The following is a 25,411-nucleotide window of genomic DNA, read 5'->3' on the forward strand; positions in this document are numbered from 1 at the left end:
CACCCTGCTCGTTCTTGCTGCCCCCCCCCCCCCCCCCCCCCCCCCCCCGCCCCGCCCCGCCCCCCGCCCCCCCCCCCGGCCCGGCCCCCCCCCCCCCCCCCCCCCCCCCCCCCCCCCCCCCCGGAAGGGGGGAGCGATCGGGCCGGTCAGTGGGCGCCGGTGCCGGTCAGCGACCGGACCTCCAACTCCGCGAACTTCTTGGCGTCGGGCTCCTCCTTCGACAGGACGGTGCCGAGCCAGCCCATCAGGAAGCCGAACGGGATGGAGATGATGCCCGGGTTCTTCAGGGGGAACCAGGCGAAGTCGACGTCGGGGAACATCGCCGTGGGGTCGCCGGAGACGACGGGCGAGAACAGCACCAGGCCGACCGCGACGGTGAGACCGCCGTAGATCGACCACAGGGCGCCCTGGGTGGTGAACCGCTTCCAGAACAGGCTGTAGAGGATCGTCGGCAGGTTGGCGGAGGCGGCGACCGCGAAGGCCAGTGCGACCAGACCGGCCACGTTCAGGTCGCGGGCGAGGGCGCCCAGACCGATGGAGACGACGCCGATGAAGATGGTCGCCAGGCGGGCCGCGCGGACCTCCTCCGCACCGGTGGCCTTCCCCTTGCGGATGACGTTGGCGTAGATGTCGTGCGCGAAGGAGGACGACGAGGCGAGGGTGAGACCGGCGACCACGGCGAGGATCGTGGCGAAGGCGACCGCCGAGATGGTGGCGAGCAGGATCGCGCCCCAGGTCGAGTCGACGCCGCCCAGATGCAGGGCGAGCAGGGGTGCGGCCGTGTTGCCGGACGGGTTCGAGGCGATGATCTCGTCCCGCGAGATGAGCGCCGCGGCGCCGAAGCCGAGCGCGATCGTCATCAGGTAGAAGCCGCCGATGATGCCGATGGCCCAGTTCACGGACTTACGGGCGGCCTTGGCGTTGGGCACCGTGTAGAAGCGGATCAGGATGTGCGGCAGGCCGGCGGTGCCGAGCACCAGGGCGATGCCGAGGGAGATGAAGTCCAGCTTGGTGGTGCCGCTCGCGCCGTACTGCAGACCGGGCTCCAGGAAGGACGCGCCCGCGCCGCTGTTGTCGGCGGCCTTGCCCAGCAGGTCGGAGATGTTGAAGTTGAACTTCAGCAGCACCAGGAAGGTGATCAGGATGGTGCCGCCGATGAGGAGCACGGCCTTGACCATCTGCACCCAGGTGGTGCCCTTCATGCCGCCGATGGAGACGTACACGACCATCAGGACGCCGACCAGGGCGACGATCAGGATCTTGCCGGCGTCGGAGGTGATGCCGAGCAGCAGCGAGACGAGCACGCCGGCGCCCGCCATCTGGGCCAGCAGGTAGAAGATCGACACGACGATGGTGGAGGTGCCGGCTGCGGTGCGCACGGGCCGCTGGCGCATGCGGTAGGCGAGGACGTCACCCATGGTGTAGCGGCCGGAGTTGCGCAGGGGCTCGGCGACCAGGAGCAGGGCGACCAGCCAGGCGACGAGGAACCCGATGGAGTAGAGGAAGCCGTCGTAGCCGAAGAGGGCGATGGCGCCCGCGATGCCGAGGAAGGACGCGGCCGACATGTAGTCGCCGGAGACCGCGAGCCCGTTCTGGAAGGCGCTGAACTGGCGTCCGCCCGCGTAGAAGTCGGCGGCGTCCTTGGTCTGCCGGCCCGCCCACACGGTGATGCCGAGGGTCGCAAGGACGAACAGCGCGAACAGGGTGATGATGAGCGGGCGGTGCTCGCTCGCCTCGTTCGCGGCGAGCTGGATGTGGGTGATCGAGGGGCTCATGCGCCACCCTCCATACGCGTCTTGATGGCCTCGGCCTTGGGGTCGAGCTGGGTGGCGGCGTGCCGCGAGTACCACCACGCGATGAAGAACGTGGTGACGAACTGCAGGACACCGAAGACGAAGGCGACGTTGATGTTGCCGAACAGCTTGGTGCCCATGAAGCCGCCCGCGTAGTTCGAGAGCAGCACGTACAGCAGGTACCAGACGATGAAGCCGACGGTCAGGGGGAAGGCGAAGGAGCGGTAGGAGCGGCGCAGTTCACCGAACTCAGCGCTCTCCTGCACCTCGGTGAACTCCTCGGGCGTGGGGAGTTTGTGTTGCTCTGCTGAGGGGGGCGGTGCTTCGGCGGCCACGAAGTCTCCTCGCGTTACGGATGCGGTTCGGACGGGGACGGGGGCGAGTGTCCTCGCGCTCCCTGCACAACGTCACGGCGCCACGCGAGGACCGGTTCAACCCCGCGTGCTTCTTTTGTGCGGACGTTCGCCGAAGACACGGCCGGGAAAACGTTGCTGGCCGGCGAGCGCGCGGGATAGCTTCGCTCTGCACCACCCGTCATGTACCTGCCCGAGCACCATCTGTGCCTCGGGCCGGTTTTGTTTCCGGATGATGTGGAGATCCCATGGCTCATCTGCGTTCCAGAGGCCGGCTCGCCCTCGCCGTGCCCGTCGCGCTGTCCCTGACCGTCTCGCTCGGCTTCCTGCCGGCGACGGCCTCGGCGGCTCCGCAGGCGGCGTCGGCGGCAGTTGAACGGGCGAACGAGCAGGCGACGGAGCGGGCGACGGACGCCCCCGGTCTGGCGTACGTCGTCAACACCAGGACGGACCGCCGCACGATCGCGTCGGTGGAGAAGGCGGTCGCCGCGGCCGGCGGGACCGTCGTGGTCACGTACGACCGGATCGGTGTGATCGTCGTCCACTCGGCGAACCCCGGCTTCGCCCAGGAGATGCGCGCCGTGCGCGGGGTGCAGTCGGCCGGTGCGACCCGCACCGCCCCGCTGGTCCCCGCGGGGACGACGGACGAGGGCGCGGCGGACTACGTGACGGCCGAGGAGGCCGCCAGGGCACGGGCCGTCTCCGCGCGGACCCCCAACAGCGAGCCCCTCGAGGCCGACCAGTGGGACCTGCGCGCGATCGGCGCCGACAAGGCGGCGCAGATCAACCCGGGCAGCCGCAAGGTCACCGTCGCCGTGATCGACACCGGCGTGGACGACTCCCACCCCGACCTCGAGCCGAACTTCTCCGCCGCCCAGTCGGCCAACTGCGTCGGCGGCAAGGCGGACACCAGTGAGGGCGCTTGGCGCCCGTACACGGACGAGGACTACCACGGCACCCACGTGGCCGGTGAGATCGCCGCGGCCCGCAACGGCATCGGCGTCGCCGGTGTCGCGCCCGGCGTCAAGGTCTCGTCCATCAAGGTGAGCGACCCGGACAACGGGCTGTTCTACCCGGAGAACGTGGTCTGCGCCTTCGTGTTCGCCGCCGACCACGGCGTGGAGATCACGAACAACAGCTACTACGTCGACCCGTGGCTCTACAACTGCATGGACGACCCGGACCAGCGGGCGATCGTCGACGCGGTCAACCGGGCCCAGAAGTACGCCCAGTTCAAGGGCACCCTGCACGTCTCGTCGGCCGGCAACTCCAACCACGACCTGGCCGCGGACGCGATCGACGACGCCTCCAGCCCCAACGACACCACGCCGGTCGAGCGCACCATCGACCCGTCCGAGTGCTTCGACCTGCCGACCCAGCTCCCGGGCGTGGTCACGGTCAGCGCGACGGGCGTGCAGAACCTCAAGTCGTACTACTCCACGTACGGCAAGGGGGTCGTCGACGTGGCCGCGCCCGGCGGCGACGGGCGCTACCAGACGCCCGACACCCCGTCGAAGAACGGCCGCATCCTGTCCACCATGCCGAACGGCGAGTACGCCTTCCTGCAGGGCACCTCGATGGCCGCGCCGCACGTCGCCGGTGTCGCCGCGCTGCTGAAGTCCAGGTACCCGTGGGCGCCCCCGGCCCAGTTGCAGGCGCTGCTGAAGGCGCAGGCGAACAACCCGGGCTGCCCGGAGTCGTACGACCAGAACGGCGACGGCGTGCAGGACGCGACGTGCGAGGGCGGCAGCCGGGTCAACGGCTTCTACGGCTCCGGCATCGTCGACGCGCTGCGCGCGGTGAAGCGGTGACGCGGTGACGCGGTGACGCGTTATTCGTCCTGCGGGGCCTGTGGGTGAGTGAGAGGGGGCCGGGCGGTCATTCGTCCGGCCCCCTCCGCTGCCGGCCGGCCGATACCGCATAGTGCACCCATGACCGACACCGACCGCCCCGCCCCCGGCTCCCGCCCCGGACTCGCCGCCGCCTGGTCCTCGGTGGGCGGAGACCCGGCTCTCCTCACGCGCGTGACGACCGTCGAGCGGTCCGGGGCGCTTCCCGCGCGGCTGCCGGTACGGGAGGTGGCGCGCGCCTGCGTGGGCGCGTGCGCGCTGGCCGCGGCCGAACTGGGCGCGCGTCGGGCGGGGCCCGCTCGTCCCGGCCGCCCCCCGGGCCTCGAAGTGCCCGCCGTGCGGGTGGACGACGGAGCGGTCGCGGCGGCGTTCGTCAGTGAGCGGCATCTGCTGGTCGACGGGCGGGCTCCGGTGTCCTTCGCCCCGCTGTCGCGCTTCTGGCGCACGGCGGACGGATGGGTGCGCACGCACGCCAACTACCCGCACCACCGGGCCCGGCTGCTCGCCGCGCTGGGTACGTCCGACGACCCGGAGGCGGTGGCGGCGGCGCTCGCCGAGCGGTCGGCCGCGGAGGCCGAGGAGACCGTGTACGCCGCCGGGGGCCTCGCCGTCGCGCTGCGGACGCCCGCCGAGTGGGCGTCGCACGAGCAGGCGGCGGCGGTGGCGCGGCGCCCGCTGGTGGAGCGCGGGCGGCTGGATTCCGCCCCCGCGCGGACACTCACCCCCGTGGACCGTGATCCCCTGCTGCCCGCCGCGGGGCTGCGGGTGCTGGATCTGACCCGGGTCGTCGCGGGCCCCGTCGCCACCCGCACGCTCGCCCTGCTCGGCGCGGACGTGCTGCGTCTGGACCCGCCGGGGCTGCCCGAACTCCCCGACCAGCACACCGACACGGGATTCGGGAAGCGTTCGGCCCTGCTGGATCTGCCGGCCGGCCGGGACACGTTCGAGGAACTGCTCGCGGCGGCGGACGTGGTGGTCACCGGGTACCGGCCGGGGTCCCTGGACCACCTGGGGCTGGGTCCCGAGGAGTTGGCCGAGCGCCGGCCCGGAGTGGTCGTGGCCCAGTTGTCGGCGTGGGGGGCGTACGGGCCGTGGGGCGACCGGCGCGGCTTCGACAGTCTGGTGCAGGCGGCCACGGGGATCGCGGTGAGCGAGGGTTCGGCCGGACGGCCGGGGGTGCTCCCGGCGCAGGCCCTCGACCACGGCACCGGGTATCTGCTGGCGGCGGCGGTGCTGCGGGCGCTGGCCGAGCAGGCGGACGAGGGCGGCAGCCGGTTCGTCCGGCTGGCGCTGGCGCGGACGGCGGCCTGGCTGCTGGAGGGGGCCGCGCCCACGCGTGGGCCGGGCGGCGAGCGGACCGCGGCGGCCCCCGGCCCCGCCTCCGCCTCCGCCCCGGGCGCGGGCGCGGGCGGGTCCGCCGACGACTGGCTCACGGAGACGGACAGCGCCCTGGGAAGACTGCGGTACGCCCGGTCCCCGGTGTCGTTCACCGACGGCCCCCGTGACTGGAGCCGTCCGCCCGGGCCGTGGGGTGCCGACGCGGCCCGGTGGGGGTGACGGCGCCGGTGACGGCAGCCGGCCGGGGCGGTAAATGCGGCCTTGACCGGAAAAGCGCCCCTGCCTTCCATCCCGTGCTTGCCCGTTCTGTGAGCGCTTGTGAAGATCCTGGGGTGACTCTGACAAACCCCACGTCCGGGACGACCGGCGCGCACAGGGGCGCGCAGCGTCCCGGCGCCGGCCCGGCCGTCGCCGTCCTCGTACTGGTGGCGCTGGCCGCGCTGATACCGCTCCTCGGCCCGTCCCCGGCCCTGCACGGCACCGGTGAGGCCGCCGCGCCCGGCACCGGTGGCATAGCCCTGCTCCGGACGGTGCTGTTCGCGGCGCTGGCCGTACCCGTCGGCGAGCTGTTCGTGAGACGGCTGCTGCGTTCCGTGCCCGACGCTCCCCCGGCCGTGCCGCGCGGCTGGTCCACCGTCGCGAACTCCGTCGGTTTCGTGGCCGCTCTCGGGCTCGCCTGCGTCGTGGCCACCGGGAACCTGGTTCCCGACAGCCTCGCCGCCATCGACGTGGGCAGCCTGTACGACTCGCGGGAGGGCAAGCTCGCCCTCCTGGAGGTCAACGCGTTCCTCGCCGCGGCCCTGTGCGCCGCTTCCGGCCGTCCGGGTACGCAGGTCTGGCCGCTGGCCGCGATCGTCGTCGCCGAGGCCCTGCGCGCGCATCCCGAGACCGAGTACACCCCGCTGATCGGCTCCGGGCTGACGTTGATCCATCTGATCTGCGCCTCGCTCTGGGTGGGCGGCCTGCTGTACGCGCTGCGCACGATGCGCGCGTGGCGGGGCTCGCCGGCGGGCGCCGTGCTGCTGGGGCTGTACGCGCGCGTGGCGGCCGTTCTGCTCGTCGCCATCACGGCGACCGGGGTGTGCAGTTCGCTGCGCCGGATGCCGCCGGAGTCGGTCCTGGAGCAGCTGACGGACACGGCGTACGGGCGTGTCCTGCTCGCCAAGGTGATCCTGATGGCCGGGGTCGCGGCCCTCGCCCTGTGGGCCAGGATCCGGCTGGCCCGCGCGGCCGATCCGCTGAGCGCCGGTGGTCCCGCGCGGGCGGAGGTGTACGTTCTGGCCCTGGTGGTGGCGGTGTCGGGCCTCCTGACGGCGCTGCCGGTGCCGATCCGCTGGTGAGGGGCGGGCGGTGGGGGTCTCCCACCGCCCATGGGCGCGGACGCCCGGGCGGGTGCGGTTCCCGCCCGTGAGGACGAGCGCGGCCGCGGTGTGCACCGGAGGCGGTACCCGGCCCACCTCTCCGAACATTCCCGGCACCGAACAGGCGTGCCTCGCGCGATGCCTGACGGGCAGGGCTGTCGGCGGGGGCCCGTATCCTCGTGAACCATGCTCGAAGACCTCACGACCGAAGCGTCCTCCCCCACCGCGTGGCCGGCCACGTATCCGCAGGGATACGCGGTCGTCGACGTGGAGACCACGGGGCTCGCCCGGGACGACCGCATCATCTCGGCGGGCGTCTACCAGCTGAACGCGCGCGGTGAGGTCGAGGACCACTGGTACACGACGGTCGATCCGGAGCGGGACCCCGGCCCGGTGTGGATCCACGGTCTGACGCGCGAGGCGCTCCGGGGGGCGCCCCTCTTCACCGACATCGCCGGGGAGTTCGCCACCCGGCTGGAGGGCCGGGTGCTCGTCGCGCACAACGCCGTCTTCGACTGGCAGATGATCGCCCGCGAGTACGCGCGCGCCCGTGCGCAGGCGCCGGTGAAGCAGCGGCTGTGCACGATCGCCCTCTCCAAGGAGCTCGCGCTGCCGCTGCCCAACCACAAACTGGAGTCGCTCGCCGCGCACTTCGGCGTGGTCCAGCAGCGCGCGCACCACGCGCTGGACGACGCGCGGGTGCTGGCGGAGGCCTTCCGGCCCAGCCTGCGGACCGCGGCGGCGCGCGGCGTCCGGCTGCCGCTGCACGAGTGCCTGCCGCTGACGGAGTGGACGGACCGGCCCCGCACCGGGCAGGAGGCGGGCCGCGGGGGCGGCTACCGGCCCACCGGTTGGCGCCCGTCCCGCAAGCGGCCGGCGTGCCCGTACCCCAACCCGGGCCGGTACGAACCGGGCAGGCCCCTCAAGCAGGGCATGCGGGTCGCCTTCTCCGGCGACACCTCCGTGGAACGGGACCTGCTGGAGGACCGGGCGGCCGAGGCCGGGCTGCATGTCGCCACCAGCATCTCCCGGCTGACCAGCCTCCTGGTCACCAACGATCCGGACTCGGGCACGTCCAAGGTGGTCAAGGCCCGGCAGTACGGCACCCCGGTCATGGACGAGGCGGCGTTCGGACAACTGCTGCGCGACGTCGAGCCCGCACCGGAGGGCTGACCCCGGACGCCCGGCCCGCCGGACCGGCCCTAGCCGCTCACGCTGCCGACCTTGTCCACGATGCCGGCCTTCCCCTCCGCGCGGGCGCAGTGCGCTCCGCAGTACCAGTGGCCGTCGGCCTCGACGCCCTGGCCGATGATCTGCACCCGGCAGTGCTCACAGATCGGGGCCATGCGATGAATCGCACAGGCGAACGAATCGAATACGTGGGCGGAACCGTCCTGGGTCGTGACGGTGAAGGCCAGCGCGTAGTCGTTCCCGCACACTTCGCAACGTGTCATAAACCGCATCGTTGGGGCCAGGTGGGGCATTGGCAAGCCGAGGAGGCTGCTGCCCGGAGGTTCTACCCGGTCGGCGCAGCGGCCCCGGAAGGAGTCGCTTCGGCTCCCCCGGCTCAAGGATTCCCGTGCGGCCGGTCCTCGGTGAGGGCCGGGCGGGACCGTCGACCGGGTGTGAGGACGTACCCGCCTGAATGCACCCCCCGGCCCTGGTTGTACGGTCGTGGGGTGTACCGCTTCCTGTTGTCCCGCCAGTGGGTGATTCTCACCCTGCTGGCGCTCGTGCTCATCCCGACGATGGTCGAGCTGGGCTTCTGGCAGTTGCACCGTCACGAGCGCCGGGTCGCGCTGAACCAGGTGATCACCGACTCCCTGGCGGCGAAGCCGGTGCCCGCCGAATCGCTGACCGCGCCCGGGGCGAAGGTCGACGGCGACCACCTGTACCGCAGGGTGACGGCGAAGGGCGGCTTCGACGCCTCCGACGAGGTCGTCGTGCGCCGCCGCACCAACGCGGACGAGGAGGTCGGCTACCACGTCCTGACCCCCTTCGTCCTCGAGGACGGCAAGGTCCTGCTGGTCAACCGGGGCTGGATCCCCGCGGACGGTCCGAGCCAGACCGCGTTCCCGGAGGTTCCCGCCCCGCCCGAGGGCGAGCTCACCATCACCGGGCGGCTGATGCAGGACCAGACGACCGAGGACAGCGGCATCAAGAACCTCCAGGGCCTGCCGGACCGGCAGATCATGCTGATCAACAGCGAGCTGGAGGCCGACCGGCTCGGCAAGCAGGTCCTCGGCGGCTACGTCGACCTGACCGACCCCGGGCCGAGCGGTGACACCCCGGAGCCCGTCCCCTCGCCCGAGCACGACGAGATCGGCCCCCACATGGCGTACGCCGTCCAGTGGTGGCTGTTCGCCGCGGGCGTCCCCGTGGGCTGGGTCGTCCTCGTCCGCCGCGAGGCCCGGGAGCGGGCGGAGAAGGCGGAGCGGGAGGCGGACGCCACGGGCGCGCAGGACACCGAGCCCGCGGCGGTGTAGCTCCTCACTCACCCGGCTCCGCCCTGATTGCCGCACCCGGTGGCCGGGCATCCGCACCTCGTGCACCGTATCGAGGACTACGCGCTCATCGGCGACGAACAGACCGCTGCCCTGGTGGGCGCGGACGGCTCCGTCGACTGGCTCTGCCTGCCCCGCTTCGACTCCGGCGCCTGCTTCGCCCGGCTGCTCGGCGACGAGGACAACGGTCACTGGCGCATCGCGCCCGTGGGCGCCGAGCGGTACACGCGCCGCGCCTACCGCCGGGACACCCTCGTCCTGGACACCGAGTGGGAGACCGACGAGGGCCTGGTGCGCGTCACGGACCTGATGCCGCAGCGCGACCGCGCGCCCGACCTGGTGCGCATCGTCGAGGGCGTCCGCGGCGAGGTGACCGTCCGCAGCACGCTCCGGCTGCGCTTCGACTACGGCTCGGTGGTGCCCTGGGTGCGCAGGGCGGACGGCCACCGGGTGGCGGTCGCCGGGCCTGACTCGGCGTGGCTGCGCAGTGTGCCGGAGGTGCCCACCTGGGGCGAGGACCGCGGCACGCACTCCGAGTTCACGGTCGCGCCGGGCGAGCGGGTCGCGTTCGTCCTCACCTGGCACCCGTCCCACGAGCCGCGCCCGCCGCTGGTGGATCCGTACTCCTCGCTGCGGCACAGCATCGCCGACTGGCGCGCGTGGGCGTCCCGCTGCCGTTACGACGGGCCGCACCGGGACGCGGTCGTGCGGTCCCTGATCACGCTCAAGGCGCTCACCTACTCGCCCACGGGCGGCATCGTCGCCGCGCCCACCACCTCCCTGCCGGAGGAACCGGGCGGGGTGCGCAACTGGGACTACCGCTTCTGCTGGCTGCGCGACTCCACGCTGACCCTGAACGCGCTGCTGGCGGCCGGCTACCAGGACGAGGCGGAGGCGTGGCGCAACTGGCTGCTGCGCGCGGTCGCCGGCGACCCGGCGGATCTTCAGATCATGTACGGGGTGGCGGGTGAGCGGCGGCTGCCCGAGACCGAACTGCCGTGGCTGTCCGGCTTCGACGGCGCCACTCCGGTACGGGTCGGGAACGACGCCGTCAGCCAGCTTCAGCTGGACGTGTACGGCGAGGTCGTGGACTCGCTGGCACTGGCCCGACGGTCGGGCCTGTCCCCGCACCCGGACGTGTGGGCGCTGCAGAGGGTGCTGCTGGACTTCCTCCGGTCGGTCTGGCGGCAGCCGGACGAGGGGCTGTGGGAGGTACGCGGCGGCCGGCGGCACTTCGTGCACTCCAAGGTGATGGTGTGGGTGGCCGCCGACCGCGCCGTGCGCCTCCTGGAGGAGAACCCGGACCTCGATGACGACGTCGAGCGCGATCTCAAGGACTGGCGCGCGTTGCGCGACGAGGTGCACCGTGACGTGTGCGAGAAGGGGTACGACCCCGAGCGGAACACCTTCACCCAGTCCTACGGCTCGCGGGAACTCGACGCCGCGCTGCTGCTGATCCCCCGGGTGGGCTTTCTGCCGCCCGACGATCCCCGGGTACTCGGTACCGTCGACGCGATCCACACGGAGCTGGGACAGGACGGGCTCGTGCGCCGCTACACCCCGGACCGGAACGACGTCGACGGCCTGCCCGGTGTGGAGGGCACCTTCCTGGTGTGCTCGTTCTGGCTCGCGGACGCCCTGCACATGACGGGCCGCACGGCTCAGGCGCGCGAGCTGTTCGAACGGCTGCTGGGACTCGCCAACGACGTGGGTCTGCTGGCGGAGGAGTACGACCCGGTCGGCAAGAGGCTGCTGGGCAACTTCCCGCAGGCGTTCAGTCACATCGGTCTGGTGAACACCGCTCTCGCCCTGTTCGGAAGCGAGGAGGCAGGATAGGGGCCATGGATCTTGGACTGAAGGACCGGGTGTACGTCGTCACCGGGGCGACCCGCGGGCTGGGCAACGCCACCGCGCGCGAGCTGGTCGCGGACGGCGCGAAGGTGATCGTCACGGGACGGGAGCAGCAGAGCGTCGCCGAGGCGGCCGCCGAGCTGGGGCCGGACGCGGTCGGCGTGGCGGTCGACAACGCCGACCCCGAGGCGGCGGCGCGGCTGATCGCGACCGCGCGTGAGCGGTTCCACCGTTTCGACGGCATCCTCGTCAGCGTGGGCGGTCCTCCGCCCGGGTTCGTGGCCGACACCACCGACGAGCAGTGGCGGTCGGCGTTCGAGTCGGTGTTCCTGGGCGCGGTGCGGCTGGCCCGGGCCGCCGCGGCGGAGCTGGGCGAGGGCGGGGTCATCGGCTTCGTGCTGTCCGGCTCGGTGCACGAGCCGCTGCCCGGCCTGACCATCTCCAACGGGCTGCGCCCGGGGCTGGCCGGCTTCGCCAAGTCCCTCGCGGACGAGCTGGGCCCGCGCGGCATCCGTGTCGTGGGGGTGCTCCCGGGGCGCATCGACACGGACCGCGTCCGTGAGCTCGACTCCCTCTCCGCCGACCCGGAGGCCACCCGCCAGGCGGCCCAGTCCCGCATCCCGCTGCGCCGCTACGGCACCCCTGCGGAGTTCGGCCGCGCCGCCGCCTTCCTCCTCTCCCCGGCCGCCTCCTACGTCACGGGCGTCATGGTCCCGGTGGACGGCGGGGTACGGCACGGGTTCTGAGGACCGTTCCAAAGGAGACGGGGCCGCGCGGAGCGGTCCGGTCAGCGGCGCAGCAGGAGTGAGGTCACGCGCAGTCGGCCGCTGTGGATCCACACGTCGGAGTACTCCACCGGCCGCCCGTCCTCCAGATAGGTGACCTGCTGGAGGTACTGCACCGGGCTGCCCTGTTCCACGGCCAGGGCACGGGCGGTCTCCTCGGTGGCCGCCTCGGCGCTGAACGTGCGCCGGGCGGTGGCGATCCGGAGACCGAACGTGCCCTCTAGCTCGCCGAAGAGGCTCGAGGACGTGAAGTCCGCCCGCTCGATGCCGGGCGCGAGGTCGGCGCGCACGAAGTTGAACAGGAGCGCGACCGGGCCCTCGGGGATGCTGCGCACCCGCACCAGCCGCAGTACCTGGGCGTCGGGGGAGGCCAGGTCGAGGAGGGCCGCGACGGGCCGGGGCGGGGTGATCAGGGAACACTCCCGCACTTCGGTGGTGGCGACGACGCCCTGGCTGGCGAAGTCCTCCGAGAGGGTGCTCAGCTTCTGGGCGATCGACGGTTCGATGACCGTGGACGTGACGAAGGTGCCGCGTCCGCGGACCTGCCTCAGCAGCCCTTCCTCGATGAGGGTCGTCAGGGCGCGGTGCACCGTGCCGCGGCTGACGCCGAACTCCTGGGCCAGTTCGGGCTCGCTCTTGAGCCGGTAGTGCGCCGGCCACTCACCGCTCGCGATGCGCAGTCGGATGTGTTCCGAGATCTGCACGTGGATCGCGGTGGGGACGTTGCGCCGGATGCCCGGAAGACCCCCTTCGTCGGCCGTCACGGTCACGCGTCTCCTCTCCACGGTGGATGCGCCGTGCCCCGGCCGTGGGGGGCCGGGGCACGGCAGCTGGTCGGTCACAGCCGCCCGGCGGCTGGTCAGTAGCTGACGGTGTGGTCGTCGCCGGTGTCGGTGACGATTGACTTCCCGGCACTCGTACCGAGCAACGAGGCGCCGGCACGCAGGAGTTCCAGGGACTGGCGGTAGGTCTTGATGGAGCCCGACGCCTTCACCCGGACGCCGTCACGGGCCCGGTCGACAAGGTAGCGGACGCTGTCCGGGCCGGCCGTCTCGATCTGTCCGCTGCTGGCGTTCTTGAGGTAGGCGACGCCGGCCTCCATGGCCAGTTCGACGGCGGCCTCCTTCTCCTGCGCGCTGAGCAGTGGCAGCTCCAGCATGACCTTGACGGGGCCTCCGAAGGCGCGGACCACACCCGCGATGTCCTCGCGGAACTCATCGTACTTGCCGCTCCTGAGCCAGCCGACCTGTACGCCGATGTCGAGCTGGGTGGCGCCGAGCCGGGCTATCTCGGCCGCCTCGGCCGCCTTGCCCGCGCTGGTCATGACGCCCACCGTGGGGAAGTCCAGGGCGGAGGCGACCTCGATACCGGTGCCGCGCAGTTCGGCGACCACGACGGAGAGCCAGGAGGCGGGAACCATCGCGGCGTTGAAGCCGTAGGTGACGGCCTCCTGCGCGTGGGCGACCATGTCGTCGCGAGTGGCGTCGGGCTCGATACGGGTGTGCTGGATGTAGGGGGCGAGCTCGGCCGGGCTGAGCGCCGGTTCGGCGGCGGGCGTCGTCACTGTCTCGGACACGGATTGTCTCCCTGAGAGGTGGGGGTGGTGCGGGCGGCGGAACGGTCCGGCGCCCGCGACGTCGGATCCCGGGGGGATCAGAGCTTGGAGGCGTACTCCGGAGGAACGTCGACGTCCTCCTTGTCGAACCAGCGGGGCGCGTCGACTCCGCAGAACAGGCCGATGTTGCCCCAGGGTTCGAAGGCGCCGGTGCGGACGACGACCTTGGCGCGGCGGGCCAGTTCGCCGAGCACCTCGGCATGCGGCCGGGTGGTGAACTCGGCCCCGGAGAACCTCTCGCGCAGCCATGCGTCGAGCCGGGGGTGACGGGTGGGGACGTCCTCGGCCCGCACCACGCCCTCGACGACGAGTTCGTCCGCGATCAGGCCGAGCACGGTGCGCAGATCCGGAAGGTTCTCCGCGATCGCCAGGTCGACGCGGTGGGCGTCCCGGGGGACGGGGAAGCCCGCGTCGACGACCAGCAGCAGGTCGGTGTGGCCGAGGGTGGCCAGGGCCCCGCTCAGTTCGGCGTTGAGGATGCCGTGTCGTTTCATGGTCGTTCCCTTCTGTGGTGAGGAAGTTGGTGCTCAGGCGGCCGGCACCGCTCCGGTCGCCAAGGTCATGATCGATTCCTCGGTCGCCTCGGCCGACGGCACGACGCCGGCGACGCGGCCTTCGCTCATCACCACGATCCGGTCGGTCAGGGTGAGCAGTTCGGGCAGGTCCGAGGAGGAGCAGAGGATCGCGAGGCCCTTCTCCGCCAGCCCGAACAGCTGCTCGTAGATCTCCGCCTTCGCTCCGACGTCCACCCCGCGGGTGGGTTCGTCGAGGATCAGCACGGCCGGGTCGATCGCCAGCCAGCGGCCGAGGACCACCTTCTGCTGGTTGCCGCCGGACAGGCTGGTGATGGGCTGCTCCATGGTGGCGGTCTTGACCCGCATGCGCTGTGCCTGTCCGGTGGCCTCCCGGTTGAGGGCCCCGCGGCGGAGCAGTCCGAACCGGCTGAGCCGCTCCGTGGTCAGCGCGCCGATGTTGTCACCGACGCTCATGGTCGTCAGCAGGCCCTGGGCGCGGCGCTCGCCGGGGACGAACGCCAGGCGGCGGCCGACGCTGGCGACGGGGTGGCGCCGCTGGTAGGGCTCGCCCAGGAGTTCCACCTCGCCGCCGGTGCCGCGGTCGCCGCCGAAGATGTTGTGCAGCAGTTCCACCCGCCCGGAGTCAGGCAGTCCGGCCACTCCGAGGATCTCGCCGGGCCGTATCTCCAGGGACACGTCCCGGTGCCGGCGGCCGGTCAGCCCGGTCAGGCGCAGGGCGGGCGCGACGCCGGGATCGGGCCGGTGGTCGGGGCGCCGTTCGAAGTGGCCGAGGCGGCGGCCGACCATGGCGGCGACCGCCTGGTCGGGGGTGGTCTCGGAGTTCCGCCAGGAGGCGACGTGGGAACCGTCGCGCAGCACCTCGATGCGGTCGGCCAGCCGGAAGACCTCCGGCATGCGGTGGGAGACGTAGAGCAGGGTGGTGCCGTCCGCCTTGAGGCCGTCCATCAGGGTGAACAGCCGCTCCGCCTCGGCGGGGGTGAGCATGGCGGTCGGCTCGTCCAGGATCAGGACCCGGCAGCCCCGGGCGACGGACCGGGCCACCACGACGAGCTGCTGGGTGGCCAGGTCCAGCGACCCGACGGGGGTGGAGGGGTCCAGGGCCAGGTCCAGGCGGGCCAGGATCTCGGCGGTGCGTTCCGCCATCCGGCCGCGGGAGGGGAACCAGCGGTTTCCCGGTTCCATACCGCTCAGGACGTTCTCCGCGACGCTGCGGTCGGGCAGCAGCGAAAGCTCCTGGGGGACGATCGCGACGCCGTGCCGGTCCAGCATGGTGCTGGGGTCGAAGGAGGTCACCCGCTCCCCGAAGACGGTGACGGTGCCCTCGCTGGGCGGCTGGAGACCGGCGAGGATCTTGAGCAGGGTGGACTTCCCCGCGCCGTTCTCCCCGAGCAGCGCGGTGACCTCGCCGGCGGGGACGTCGAAGGAGACGTCGGACAGGGCGCGCACCGGGCCGAAGCTGCGGGACAGTCCGCGTATCCCGACGGCCGTGGCGGCCTGGGACGCGGCGGTCACTTCTCCACCGTCGCTTCACCGAGGTTGTCCCGGGTGACGAACTGGGCCCCGGTGTTCACGCCGGTGATCTCCGTGCCCTCGTCGAGGAAGTCGTGGAGCACCTTGACGGCCTGGTAGCCCTGCTCGCTCGGGTTCTGACTGATCGTGAAGTCGACCACGCCGCTCTGGAGGTACTCGGCGGTCTGCGGCAGCAGGTCGAAACCGCCGACGGTGATGGTGTCCTGCTTCTTCGCGCCCGCCACCCACTTGGCGGCGGCGGTCGTGGAGCAGCAGTCGAGGCCCGCGACGGCGACGACGCCGGACTGCCCGGACATCGTGGACTCGACGGTGTTGTACGCGGCACTGGGCTCGTTTCCGACGTTGACCGGGCCGACGATCTCCAGACCGCTTCCGGACAGGCCCTGCTTGAATCCGCTGAACCGGTCGTGGGACCAGCCGGCTCCGGTGTCCACCGAGAAGACGACGACCTTGCCCTTGGCGTTCGCGCCGAGGTCCTTGCGGAGCCGCTCGGCCTGCGCCTTGCCCGAACCCTTGAGGTCCTGGCCGACGAAGCCCATCTGCTCCGAGTCCGGGTTGTCGGTGTTGAAGGAGACGACGGGGACACCGGCCTTGTACGCCTGGGCTATGACGGGCTTGAGGGCGTCACTGGACGCGGAGGAGACGGCGAGGCCGTCGACGGCCTTCTGCTGCAGCAGTGTCTGGATCTCGGAGACCTGCTTGGCCGCGTCGCCACCGGTGGGCCCGATCAGGCTCGCCTCGACGCCGAGTTCCTTGCCTGCCTTCTTCATGCCCGCGCCGATGGGCGTGGCGAAGGCCAGGGACGGGTCGTGGTAGCTGAGCTTGATCCGCAGCGGCTCGCCGTCGTCGATCCGCTGCTGGACGTGGGCGGCGAGCTTGAACCCGCCGTCGGAACCCGCGCTGTCGGCAGAGGTGACGGCGCCGCAGGCGGTGAGGCCGAGGACGGTGGTGGCGGTGGCCACGGCGACGAGGCTTCTGAGGGTGGGACGAGAGGACACGGCAAGACTCCTTTGTCACGGGGTGTCACTGGGGGCGGCGGCCCGGGGACGCTTGGCGGCGGACGCGGCGGTGCGACCGGCCGGGGGCGTGCGCGGCCGGGAGGGCCTGGACGGGGAGGGAGGAAGGCGGCGGTCAGGCGCGGGACTTGCGCCGGCGTTGCCAGGTGTCGGCGGCGACCGCGGCGACGATGACCAGGCCGGTCACGACGGTCTGCCAGAAGGAGGAGATCCCCTTGACGTTGAGGATGTTCTGGAGCAGGCCGATGAAGGCGACGCCGATGACGGTGCCCCAGATGGTGCCGGAGCCGCCGAACAGCGCGGCGCCGCCGATGATGACCGCGGAGATCACGGTGAGTTCCATGCCCTGGCCGGTGACGCCCTGGACGTAGGACAGGAAGGACAGGCCGAGGACGCCCGCGAGTCCGGCGGTGAAGCCGGAGAGGACGAACGCGGTCAGCTTGACCCGCTTGACGTTGACGCCGACGAGCCGGGCGGCTTCCTGGTTGCCGCCGACGGCGTAGGTGTTGAAGCCGAAGCGGGAACGGGACAGCAGTACCGCGCCGATCACGGCGATGACGGCGAAGAACACGAACTGCATCGGAATGACGCCGAACAGGAGGCCCTGCCCCAGCAGGTTGAAGTCCGCGACGCCCGCCTGCGAGGAGCTGAGGGAGATCGGGGCGCCGTCGGAGATGAGCAGTGCGATGCCGCGGAACACGCTGAGCGTGCCGAGGGTGACGATGAACGACGGCACGCCGAGCACGACCACCGCCAGGCCGTTGAACAGTCCCGCCACCGCGCCGACGGCGAGTCCGACGAACGCCGCCAGGCCCCAGCTCCAGCCGTCCGAGATCAGGATGCCGGTCGAGATCGCCGACAGGGCGTAGGTGGAACCGACGGAGAGATCGATCTCTCCGTTGAGGATCACGAAGGTCACGCCGATGGCCATGATGCCGATCTGGGACACCTGCTGACCGACCGAGAGCAGGTTGTCGGACTGGGCGAAGCTCGGCGAGAGGATGCTGCCCAGCACGAAGAGCAGGACGAGCGCGGCGAAGACACCGGACTCACGGGCGTGCAGCATTCTGCGCAGGGGAAGTGCGAACTCCCGCTGCGCGGGCGCGGTGGTCGTGGTCATCGTTCGGTTCCAATCAGGGCGTTCAGCCGGTCTCGGGTCGGCAGCGCGGGAATGACCCCGGCGATGGTCACGGTGTGGGCGCCGGCCACCCCGGCGATGTGGGCCGCCTCGGTGAGAGGGCGCCCCTCGGCGAGGGTGACGGCGAGCGCGGCGGTGAAGGAGTCGCCCGCTCCGGTGGTGTCGACGACGGACCTGGCCGGGTGCGGCGGAATCCGTGTCGTGACTCCCGCCTGTACGACGAGTGCTCCCTCTCCGCCCCGGGTCAGGACCGCGGCGCCGCCGGTGAGCGCGCACAGACGGCGCGTCAGTTCCTCGTCGTCCAGTCCGTGTCCCTCCTGGAGTCCGAGGAGCACGGGGGCCTCGGTCTGGTTGGGAGTGATCACGTCGATCAGCGGCCAGAGGTCGTCGGGCAGCGGGCGTGCGGGGGCCGGGTTGAGCAGTGTCGTGGTTCCCGCTCGGCGGCCCGCGCGCAGCGCCGCGGCGACGGCCGCCTCGGGGATCTCCATGGAGACCACGAGGATGTCGGCGGCGGCGATCTCGGCGTGGAACGACTCCACGGCGGCCGCGTCCAGTTCGTCCAGGGCGCCGGGGGCGATGCTGATGCGGTTCTCCCCGGACGGTTCGACCAGGATGAAGCCGACCATCGTCGGGGCGCCGGCCGTCAGGACGTGGTCCGCCGCGACGCCTTCCTCGCGCCACAGTGCGCGGGCGGCCCGCCCGAAGTCGTCGTCGCCGACCGCCGTCAGCAGGGAGACCTGTGCGCCGAGCCGTGCGGCACCGATGGCCTGGTTGCTTCCCTTGCCTCCGGGCCCCGGGGAGAACACCCCGCCCGAGACGGTCTCACCTGCGGCGGGCGACTTGGGCAACCGCATGGTCAGCCCAGCCCCATAGCTTCCGACAACCGCCACCTTGACCATGCGCCCACCTCATTGCATAGGGACAACCGTGAACATGAGGGTGAGCGTATGTACAGTGATGTCTATAGTCAACGGTTACAGAGAAGCGTCTTCTGAGCCAACATCGGGGATGACGGAGCCCTCAAGGGGCGGCGCGGGTGTACGCCGCGGGCTCAGGTGGAGCCCGGTGCATCCGGGTGGAGGGCGGTGCGCCTGGGTGGGGCCGGTGCGCCCGGGTGGGGCCGGTGCACCTGGGGGGAGGTCACCGAACGGCCTGCCCCGCTCGCGGGCAGGCCGACGGGAGCGGGATGCCCCCGGTGTGCCCGCGTGTCTTCGCGGAGAACCGGTGAACGCGCCGAAGCGCTCAACTGACCCGTTCGGCGTGGTGTTTGACCGCCCTGAGGCGGACCTCGGCCGGGAGGGTGGGGAGGCCCGCGGACTCGCGGGCGTGGGCCAGGGCTCCGGTGGTGAGGGTGTCCAGCACGGTGCCGGGGTCGACGTGGGGTTCCAGGAGGAGGCGGACGCGGGTCCGCGGGATGCCGCGGCGGCCGGTCAGCCGTACACGGGCCTGTTCGACGCCGTCCAGCCGGCCCGCCTCCTGGGCGAGGGCGGTCTCCAGCGCCCGGCCGCGCAGCACCGCGTCGTCACCGTCACCCGTGTCGACGAACACCTCGGCGAGCCGTCGCCTGCGCAGTACCGCGACCAGCCACCACAGGAGGAGCAGAACGAGGACGGCGAGCGCGGCGATCACGACCGGCCACCACCAGCCCTCGTCCCGCCACCGGGTCCGTTCGGCCTCGTCCAGCAGGACGTCGTGCCGTCCGTCGTGCAGCCACCAGGAGGGCGCGGGCGCCCCCAGGCCCACGGCCAGGACGGACCCGCCGAGGGCCACCAGCAGCAGGCCCACGATCCCGAGCAGGACACGGTTGACGACTCTGATCACCGCTCTCACCCCTTCCGGCCGGGACGCCGCACCCGTACCGCCAGCACCGGGGGCCGGGACAGCGCCATGCGCCCGACCGTGTCGGCGAGCACCTCGCGCAGGTCGGCCCGTACGTCGTCCAGTTCACGGAAATGCGACACCGCGCGGACGTCGGCCCGCCTGCGCTTCACCCGTACGCGTACCGACCGCACCCCGGGGACCTCCATGGCCCGGTCCCGCAGCACCATCGCCGCCGCGTCGCGGTCGAGACCGGCGCGTACGTCGGGGTGGGTGCGGCGCATCGGGAGCAGGGACCGCAGCCCGGGGGTGAGGGCCAGCAGGAGCAGCCAGAGTCCGAGGGCGGTGGCGGCACCGGCGCCCAGCAGCACCCAGATGTCGTCCAGGGGCCGCCCGGCCATCTGGTCGGTCAGCTCCCGGCGCCAGCTCATCGCGGGCCGGTCGGCGCGCACCGCGGCGATGTCGTACAGGAACAGCGCCGCCACCACCAGGAGCAGCAGCGCGAGCAGGCCGGCGGAAATCCTGCGCGCCGACCAGAAACGCCGGGCACCGCTGCCCACGGCGTCGTCGTCCGGCGCGGGCGGCCGTGTCTTCTCCAGGACGGTGCCCGTGGCGACTTCGCCGGGCCCGGATCCGCTCATCGGGTCCTCCCGTGGGGCTCGTCGAGCGCCGCCGGGTGCAGCCGTTCCACCTGGACGGCGACCTCCGGTACCTGCATGCCCGTCAGCCCGGACACCCGTTCGATCACCCGGCGGCGCACCTGGCCGCACCGGCCGCCGATGTCGCCGGGGTAACCGAGTTCGACGTGGACGCTGACCCGCGCGGTGTCGTCGTGGTGGACGACGACCGTGGCGTACGGCCGTTCGGCGTCCTGGGGCAGCGGTCCGACCGCCTCGCGGGCCGCCTGGGAGGCGATCTTCGCGACCACCCGGTCGGCGATCCGGGTGGCCCCGCGCTCGCGCGGCGGCACGAGGCCCGGGGCGCCGCCGGTCTCACCCTCCGCCGTGCTCACCGGTACCACCGGTGTCACCGCCGCCGATCGTTACGGGAACGGAAGAAGTCGCCGAATTCCAGGTCCCCCTCGAGGAACCGTCCGACGACGAAACCGACGGCCCCCAGGGCCGCCACCAGCAGGAAGGCCCCGAATCCGCCGAAGTAGCCGGCGAAGCCCAGTGCCATGCCGGCGATCATGCCGACCACGGCCATGCTCATGGTGCGCTCCTCAGTTGCTCAGCGGTTCGCCGTCCTCGCGGTCCCGGGCCCCCGTTCACCGCCCGGTTTCTCACTGGAGGCGGCTCTCCGGCTCCTCGTCCTCCTCGTCCGGCAGCTTCACGTCGCTCACCGCGATGTTGACCTCGACCACCTCGAGGCTGGTCATCCGCTCGACCGCCGCGATGACGTTCTCCCGTACGGCCCTGGCGACGTCGCCGATGGACACGCCGTAGTCGACGACGATCTCCAGGTCGAGCGCGGTCTGCACCTCACCGACCTCGGCCTTCACACCACGGGTCACCGATTTCGACCCGCCCGGCACCCGGTCGCGCACGGCCCCGAAGGTCCGGGACAGGCCGCTGCCCATGGCGTGCACGCCGAGCACGTCCCGCGCCGCCATGCCCGCGATCTTCTCCACGACGCCGTCGGCGATCGTGGTGCGGCCGCGCGTGGCGGGGTCGCCTCCGCCGCGCCGGGCGCCCGGACCTCTGCGCGCGGAGGTGTCCGGCCCGGTCTTCTCGAGGTCGGCGGCCCGCGTCGAGCCGCCGTCCGTGATGTCGCTCATCGCCGTACGTCCCTTCCGATCGTCGTCCACAGGACCACCGTATGCGCCGATGCGTGGTTGCGCGCCAGGGATACGGCAGGCTGGAGGAATGACGGCGGACCGATGGACTCGGACAGTGCGGCAGCAGTTGGGACTGGGCAGGCTTCTGCCCCTGGGCGGACCGCGCGACGGCGCGTGGATCTTCGAGCGGGCCGCCGGGACGGTTCTGCGACGCGCGGTGGCGCGGGCCGAGCCGGGCATTCGCCTGGACGGCCTGCGGATCGCGCTCGCCGCTCCGGAGGAGGCCGTCGAGCCGGTGGTGCCCGCACCGCCCAGTGCCCTGCCACCGGGCTCGCTGCGGGTGACGGCCCGGTTCGCGGCCACGGCGGCGGAGCCTCTTCCGGTGACGGCGGACCGGCTGCGGGCGGTGCTGTCGCGGGCCGCGGCGGAGCGGATCGGGCTGGTGGTGACGGAGGTGGACCTGGGGGTGACGGAGCTGCTGGACGCGGAGGCCGGGCCGGCGGGCCCGGCGGCGGAGAGCGGGCCGGGCAGCGCGGCGGACGGGCCTGGCGATGCTCCGTTCGAGGGCCGGGGCGGTACTCCGACCGAGGTACCGGAGTCCGGTGGCGGGTCCGACGAGGACCGGGTCGCCGCCGCGGCGCTCGCCGTACCGGGGGTGTCCCGGCTGACGGGCGCGCTCGGCCGGGCGGTGCACCTCGCGCCGTCGCCGCAGACGCCCGACGGTGTCGCCCTGACCGGCCGTCACGCGCGCGTGGACCTCGCCGTCGGGGCGGACCACCGGGCCCTGGACGTGGCCCGGGCGGTCCGTGCGGCGGTGTCGGCCGCCCTGCCGGACCGCCCGACGGTGGCGGTCCTGGTCACAGCGGTCGACTGACGCTCCTCAGCGCGTCACAGGCCGCTCATTCGCCGAGACCGGCCAGGTCCCGCAGCCGGCGGCCCTGGGCCGCGCGCTCGGCGACCCGCTGCTCCTCGTACGTACGCTCCACGGCCCCGCCCAGCAGTGCCTTCGTCTCGATCACCGCGTCCCGGGGCGCGGCGAGCAGCGCCGCCGCGAGGTCCTGCACCGCTCCGTCCAGTTCGTCGCCGGGTACGGCGATGTTGGCGAGTCCGGTGTTCACGGCCTCCTCGGCCGTGACGAACCGGCCGGTCGCGCAGATCTCCAGCGCGCGGGCGTACCCGACGAGCCCGACCAGCGGGTGCGTGCCGGTCAGGTCCGGGACGAGTCCCAGGCCGGTCTCGCGCATGGCGAACTGGACGTCGTCGGCGACGACCCGCAGGTCGCAGGCGAGGGCCAGCTGGAAACCGGCTCCGATGGCATGCCCCTGCACGGCTGCGATGGACACGATGTCGCTGCGCCGCCACCAGGTGAACGCCTCCTGGTAGGCGGCGATGGTCGCGTCGAGGTCGGCCTCGCTGCCGCGCGCCATCTCGACGAACGACGGATCGCCCTCGATTCCCTCAAGGGTGAGCATCTGGCGGTCGAGACCGGCGGAGAAGGACTTGCCCTCACCGCGGAGCACCACGACCCGCACGGAACCCGGCAGCAGCCGGCCCGCCTCGGTCAACGCACGCCACAGAGCGGGGCTCTGCGCGTTGCGCTTGGCCGGGTTGGTCAGTGTCACCGTGGCGATCGCGTCGTCGACGGTGAGCCGTACGCCGTCCTTGTCGAGTACGGGACCAAGGTCCTGGGCGGGCGAAGCCATGGGGCGCCTCCGATGGGTGCGGTCGTCCTCCGTACCGTACGGCGGGACCGGGCCCGCCCTGCGGCACAGCTAAGTGACTGCACAGTAACCACCCGCCCGGCCTGTCGGCCGACCGGGTGGCCACCTCGGATCGTGGGCGCCGGGGGTCAGGCCGAAGCGGCCTTCTTGCCCCGGGTCGCCCCGCCACGCCCTCGGAGCGTGACGCCCGATTCGCTGAGCATGCGGTGCACGAAGCCATACGAGCGGCCGGTCTCCTCGGCCAATGCCCGGATGCTCGCACCGGCGTCGTACTTCTTCTTCAGGTCTGCCGCGAGCTTGTCGCGCGCGGCGCCGGTCACCCGGCTGCCCTTCTTCAGAGTCTCGGCCACCCGTGCCTCCTCATGGGAAGTGCGCTCTGGTCTCCTCATGATCACCCCTCTCGGGCCCGATGGCCACCCATTCGGCAAGGTCCGTGCGACAAGGTTGTGACGACAGGAGTGCATCCCCACATACGGAATGAGCGATTCCACGGGGTGCCGACCACACCCGCGGACGCGCTCCGCCGCGAAATGCCAGGTCAGAAAGACGTGGCGGCCGAGCCCCGGGCGATCGGGGGCTCGGCCGCGAAATCCGTGCAGGACACACCTGGGTACGAGGAGATCTCACACGAATGAGGGATCACCGATGGGCCGAATGATCCATACGCGGTGGATCAGGCCTGCGACCGGCAAGGCCGGCGGTCCGGGGCCTGGGGCCCCAGGCCCCGGGGGCCGCTCAGGCGAGGGCGACGAGGTCCGCGTAGTCGGCGCCCCACAGGTCCTCGATGCCGTCCGGCAGCAGGATGATCCGCTCCGGCTGGAGCGCCTCGACGGCGCCCTCGTCGTGCGTGACCAGAACCACGGCGCCCTTGTAGGTGCGCAGCGCGCCGAGGATCTCCTCGCGGCTGGCCGGGTCGAGGTTGTTGGTGGGCTCGTCGAGGAGGAGCACGTTCGCCGAGGAGACCACGAGGGTCGCGAGCGCGAGGCGGGTCTTCTCGCCGCCGGAGAGGACACCGGCGGGCTTGTCGACGTCGTCACCGGAGAACAGGAACGAGCCGAGCACCTTGCGGACCTCGACGAGGTCCATGTCGGGTGCGGCGGAGCGCATGTTCTCCAGCACCGTGCGGTCCCGGTCGAGGGTCTCGTGCTCCTGGGCGTAGTACCCGAGCTTGAGCCCGTGGCCGGGTACGACCGCGCCCGTGTCGGGCTGTTCCACTCCGCCGAGGAGGCGCAGCAGGGTGGTCTTGCCGGCGCCGTTGAGGCCGAGGATGACGACGCGGGAGCCCTTGTCGATCGCCAGGTCGACATCGGTGAAGATCTCGAGCGAGCCGTACGACTTCGACAGGCCCTCGGCGGTCAGCGGGGTCCTGCCGCAGGGGGACGGCTCGGGGAAGCGCAGCTTGGCGACCTTGTCGGCCTGGCGGACGCCTTCGAGGCCGGACAGCAGGCGCTCCGCGCGGCGGGCCATGTTCTGCGCGGCGACGGTCTTGGTGGCCTTGGCGCGCATCTTGTCGGCCTGGGCGTTGAGGGCGGCGGCCTTCTTCTCGGCGTTCTGCCGCTCGCGTTTGCGGCGCTTCTCGTCGGCCTCGCGCTGCTGCTGGTAGAGCTTCCAGCCCATGTTGTAGATGTCGATCGTGGAGCGGTTGGCGTCCAGGTAGAACACCTTGTTGACGACCGTCTCGACCAGGTCTACGTCGTGGGAGATGACGATGAAGCCGCCGCGGTAGGTCTTGAGGTAGTCGCGCAGCCAGACGATCGAGTCGGCGTCGAGGTGGTTGGTCGGCTCGTCGAGCAGGAGGGTGTCCGCGTCGGAGAACAGGATGCGGGCCAGCTCGATACGGCGGCGCTGGCCGCCGGAGAGCGTGTGCAGCGGCTGGCCGAGCACCCGGTCGGGCAGGTTCAGCGCGGCGGCGATGGTGGCGGCCTCGGCCTCGGCGGCGTACCCGCCCTTGGTGAGGAACTCGGTCTCCTGGCGCTCGTACTGCCTCAGCGCCTTCTCACGGGTGGTGCCCTGGCCGTTCGCGATGCGCTGCTCGTTCTCGCGCATCTTGCGGATCAGGGTGTCCAGGCCGCGGGCGGACAGGACGCGGTCGCGGGCGAGCACGTCGAGGTCGCCGGTGCGGGGGTCCTGGGGGAGGTAGCCGACCTCGCCGGAGCGGGTGACGTTGCCGGCGGCGGGGACGCCCTGGCCGGCGAGGACCTTGGTGAGGGTGGTCTTGCCGGCGCCGTTGCGGCCGACCAGGCCGATGCGGTCGCCCTTGGCGATGCGGAAGGTGGCGCTCTCGATGAGGACACGGGCACCGGCGCGCAGCTCGATGCCGGAGGCGGAGATCACGGACAGGCTCCAGGGCGTTGGGTGGCGGTGGGCGGCTGAGGGCGTTCCCGCCGTCTAATGCGCGAGGAGAATGGCCATGGAAGCCATTCTA

General features: G+C 72.3%; 26 protein-coding genes. 8 read left to right on the plus strand and 18 right to left on the minus strand.

Annotated features, from left to right (window positions below; genetic code table 11):
* Nucleotides 1-146: 146 nt before the first annotated feature.
* Both ACIF80_RS35260 and ACIF80_RS35265 read right to left on the minus strand, forming a co-directional pair.
* Entirely contained in the window at nt 147-1,775 is a 1,629-nt protein-coding gene (locus ACIF80_RS35260) for a cation acetate symporter (RefSeq protein WP_399812488.1), read from the minus strand.
* A complete protein-coding gene (locus ACIF80_RS35265) occupies nt 1,772-2,128 on the minus strand; it encodes a DUF485 domain-containing protein (protein WP_399812491.1) in 357 nt (118 codons plus the stop codon). The genes ACIF80_RS35260 and ACIF80_RS35265 overlap by 4 nt, the downstream gene beginning before the upstream one ends.
* Before the next feature lie 266 nt (nt 2,129-2,394).
* Between ACIF80_RS35265 and ACIF80_RS35270 the strand changes: the two genes are divergently transcribed.
* The 4 genes from ACIF80_RS35270 to ACIF80_RS35285 all read left to right on the plus strand — a co-directional run bounded on the left by ACIF80_RS35270 (nt 2,395) and on the right by ACIF80_RS35285 (nt 7,868).
* Nucleotides 2,395-3,957: a S8 family peptidase gene (locus tag ACIF80_RS35270; protein ID WP_399812493.1), complete on the plus strand. Its 1,563-nt coding sequence runs from the start codon at nt 2,395-2,397 to the stop codon at nt 3,955-3,957.
* Nucleotides 3,958-4,077: 120 nt separating this feature from the next.
* Entirely contained in the window at nt 4,078-5,553 is a 1,476-nt protein-coding gene (locus tag ACIF80_RS35275) for a CoA transferase (RefSeq protein WP_399812496.1), read from the plus strand.
* A 113-nt stretch (nt 5,554-5,666) separates the two neighbouring features.
* Entirely contained in the window at nt 5,667-6,674 is a 1,008-nt protein-coding gene (locus tag ACIF80_RS35280) for a CopD family protein (protein WP_399812498.1), read from the plus strand.
* A 207-nt stretch (nt 6,675-6,881) separates the two neighbouring features.
* On the plus strand, nt 6,882-7,868 hold the full coding sequence (locus ACIF80_RS35285; protein ID WP_399812501.1) for a DEDDh family exonuclease: 987 nt from the start codon (nt 6,882-6,884) through the stop codon (nt 7,866-7,868).
* Between the two features lie 29 nt (nt 7,869-7,897).
* Here ACIF80_RS35285 and ACIF80_RS35290 read toward each other — a convergent pair whose 3' ends face one another.
* Entirely contained in the window at nt 7,898-8,149 is a 252-nt protein-coding gene (locus ACIF80_RS35290) for a hypothetical protein (protein WP_399812504.1), read from the minus strand.
* A 225-nt stretch (nt 8,150-8,374) separates the two neighbouring features.
* On the opposite strand from ACIF80_RS35290, the gene ACIF80_RS35295 reads away from it, so the two are divergent.
* From ACIF80_RS35295 to ACIF80_RS35305, 3 genes are read left to right on the plus strand one after another with little or no spacing between them, the layout of a single operon-like run.
* On the plus strand, nt 8,375-9,181 hold the full coding sequence (locus ACIF80_RS35295; RefSeq protein WP_399812506.1) for an SURF1 family protein: 807 nt from the start codon (nt 8,375-8,377) through the stop codon (nt 9,179-9,181).
* 60 nt (nt 9,182-9,241) lie between these two features.
* Nucleotides 9,242-11,035 carry a glycoside hydrolase family 15 protein gene (locus ACIF80_RS35300; protein WP_399812509.1) on the plus strand — a complete coding sequence of 598 codons (1,794 nt, stop codon included), beginning with the start codon at nt 9,242-9,244 and terminating at the stop codon, nt 11,033-11,035.
* A gap of 5 nt (nt 11,036-11,040) precedes the next feature.
* On the plus strand, nt 11,041-11,796 hold the full coding sequence (locus ACIF80_RS35305) for an SDR family oxidoreductase (RefSeq protein WP_399812512.1): 756 nt from the start codon (nt 11,041-11,043) through the stop codon (nt 11,794-11,796).
* 41 nt (nt 11,797-11,837) lie between these two features.
* Here ACIF80_RS35305 and ACIF80_RS35310 read toward each other — a convergent pair whose 3' ends face one another.
* The 12 genes from ACIF80_RS35310 to ACIF80_RS35365 all read right to left on the minus strand — a co-directional run bounded on the left by ACIF80_RS35310 (nt 11,838) and on the right by ACIF80_RS35365 (nt 21,265).
* Nucleotides 11,838-12,599: a GntR family transcriptional regulator gene (locus tag ACIF80_RS35310; protein ID WP_399812514.1), complete on the minus strand. Its 762-nt coding sequence runs from the start codon at nt 12,597-12,599 to the stop codon at nt 11,838-11,840.
* A gap of 95 nt (nt 12,600-12,694) precedes the next feature.
* Nucleotides 12,695-13,411 carry a deoxyribose-phosphate aldolase gene (deoC, locus tag ACIF80_RS35315; RefSeq protein WP_399812517.1) on the minus strand — a complete coding sequence of 239 codons (717 nt, stop codon included), beginning with the start codon at nt 13,409-13,411 and terminating at the stop codon, nt 12,695-12,697.
* A gap of 77 nt (nt 13,412-13,488) precedes the next feature.
* Nucleotides 13,489-13,944 (minus strand): D-ribose pyranase, encoded by a 456-nt coding sequence (gene rbsD / locus ACIF80_RS35320; RefSeq protein ID WP_399812520.1) that lies wholly within the window; start codon nt 13,942-13,944, stop codon nt 13,489-13,491.
* 33 nt (nt 13,945-13,977) lie between these two features.
* Nucleotides 13,978-15,498, minus strand: a complete 1,521-nt coding sequence (locus ACIF80_RS35325; protein ID WP_399812523.1) for a sugar ABC transporter ATP-binding protein — start codon at nt 15,496-15,498, stop codon at nt 13,978-13,980.
* Complete coding sequence (locus ACIF80_RS35330) at nt 15,495-16,514, minus strand: sugar ABC transporter substrate-binding protein (protein ID WP_399812525.1); 1,020 nt, start codon at nt 16,512-16,514, stop codon at nt 15,495-15,497. Before ACIF80_RS35330 ends, ACIF80_RS35325 begins: the two co-directional genes overlap by 4 nt.
* A 133-nt stretch (nt 16,515-16,647) precedes the next feature.
* Nucleotides 16,648-17,652 carry an ABC transporter permease gene (locus ACIF80_RS35335; RefSeq protein ID WP_399812528.1) on the minus strand — a complete coding sequence of 335 codons (1,005 nt, stop codon included), beginning with the start codon at nt 17,650-17,652 and terminating at the stop codon, nt 16,648-16,650.
* Nucleotides 17,649-18,569, minus strand: a complete 921-nt coding sequence (locus tag ACIF80_RS35340) for a ribokinase (protein ID WP_399812530.1) — start codon at nt 18,567-18,569, stop codon at nt 17,649-17,651. Before ACIF80_RS35340 ends, ACIF80_RS35335 begins: the two co-directional genes overlap by 4 nt.
* Before the next feature lie 343 nt (nt 18,570-18,912).
* Nucleotides 18,913-19,500, minus strand: coding sequence for an alkaline shock response membrane anchor protein AmaP (gene amaP / locus ACIF80_RS35345; RefSeq protein WP_399812532.1), 588 nt, complete (start codon nt 19,498-19,500; stop codon nt 18,913-18,915).
* The gene (locus tag ACIF80_RS35350; protein WP_399812534.1) at nt 19,497-20,129 is read right to left on the minus strand and encodes a DUF6286 domain-containing protein; all 633 of its coding nucleotides are present in this window, start codon (nt 20,127-20,129) and stop codon (nt 19,497-19,499) included. The genes amaP and ACIF80_RS35350 overlap by 4 nt, the downstream gene beginning before the upstream one ends.
* The gene (locus ACIF80_RS35355) at nt 20,126-20,509 is read right to left on the minus strand and encodes an Asp23/Gls24 family envelope stress response protein (RefSeq protein WP_399812577.1); all 384 of its coding nucleotides are present in this window, start codon (nt 20,507-20,509) and stop codon (nt 20,126-20,128) included. Before ACIF80_RS35355 ends, ACIF80_RS35350 begins: the two co-directional genes overlap by 4 nt.
* A 5-nt stretch (nt 20,510-20,514) precedes the next feature.
* Nucleotides 20,515-20,700 (minus strand): hypothetical protein, encoded by a 186-nt coding sequence (locus tag ACIF80_RS35360; RefSeq protein WP_399812537.1) that lies wholly within the window; start codon nt 20,698-20,700, stop codon nt 20,515-20,517.
* A 70-nt stretch (nt 20,701-20,770) separates the two neighbouring features.
* Nucleotides 20,771-21,265 (minus strand): Asp23/Gls24 family envelope stress response protein, encoded by a 495-nt coding sequence (locus tag ACIF80_RS35365; RefSeq protein WP_399812540.1) that lies wholly within the window; start codon nt 21,263-21,265, stop codon nt 20,771-20,773.
* Between the two features lie 88 nt (nt 21,266-21,353).
* Here ACIF80_RS35365 and ACIF80_RS35370 point away from each other — a divergent pair, with 88 nt between their 5' ends.
* The gene (locus ACIF80_RS35370; RefSeq protein ID WP_399812543.1) at nt 21,354-22,139 is read left to right on the plus strand and encodes a nucleopolyhedrovirus P10 family protein; all 786 of its coding nucleotides are present in this window, start codon (nt 21,354-21,356) and stop codon (nt 22,137-22,139) included.
* 25 nt (nt 22,140-22,164) lie between these two features.
* Here ACIF80_RS35370 and ACIF80_RS35375 read toward each other — a convergent pair whose 3' ends face one another.
* From ACIF80_RS35375 to ACIF80_RS35385, 3 genes are all read right to left on the minus strand, one after another.
* Nucleotides 22,165-22,968, minus strand: a complete 804-nt coding sequence (locus ACIF80_RS35375) for an enoyl-CoA hydratase/isomerase family protein (RefSeq protein ID WP_399812546.1) — start codon at nt 22,966-22,968, stop codon at nt 22,165-22,167.
* A gap of 146 nt (nt 22,969-23,114) precedes the next feature.
* Nucleotides 23,115-23,336 (minus strand): helix-turn-helix domain-containing protein, encoded by a 222-nt coding sequence (locus ACIF80_RS35380; RefSeq protein WP_018567695.1) that lies wholly within the window; start codon nt 23,334-23,336, stop codon nt 23,115-23,117.
* A gap of 385 nt (nt 23,337-23,721) precedes the next feature.
* Nucleotides 23,722-25,320, minus strand: coding sequence for an ABC-F family ATP-binding cassette domain-containing protein (locus tag ACIF80_RS35385; RefSeq protein ID WP_399812548.1), 1,599 nt, complete (start codon nt 25,318-25,320; stop codon nt 23,722-23,724).
* Nucleotides 25,321-25,411: the final 91 nt, after the last annotated feature.

Source organism: Streptomyces sp. NPDC085927 (assembly GCF_044540975.1).
In the GTDB taxonomy this organism is placed as follows: Bacteria; Actinomycetota; Actinomycetes; order Streptomycetales; family Streptomycetaceae; genus Streptomyces; species Streptomyces hirsutus.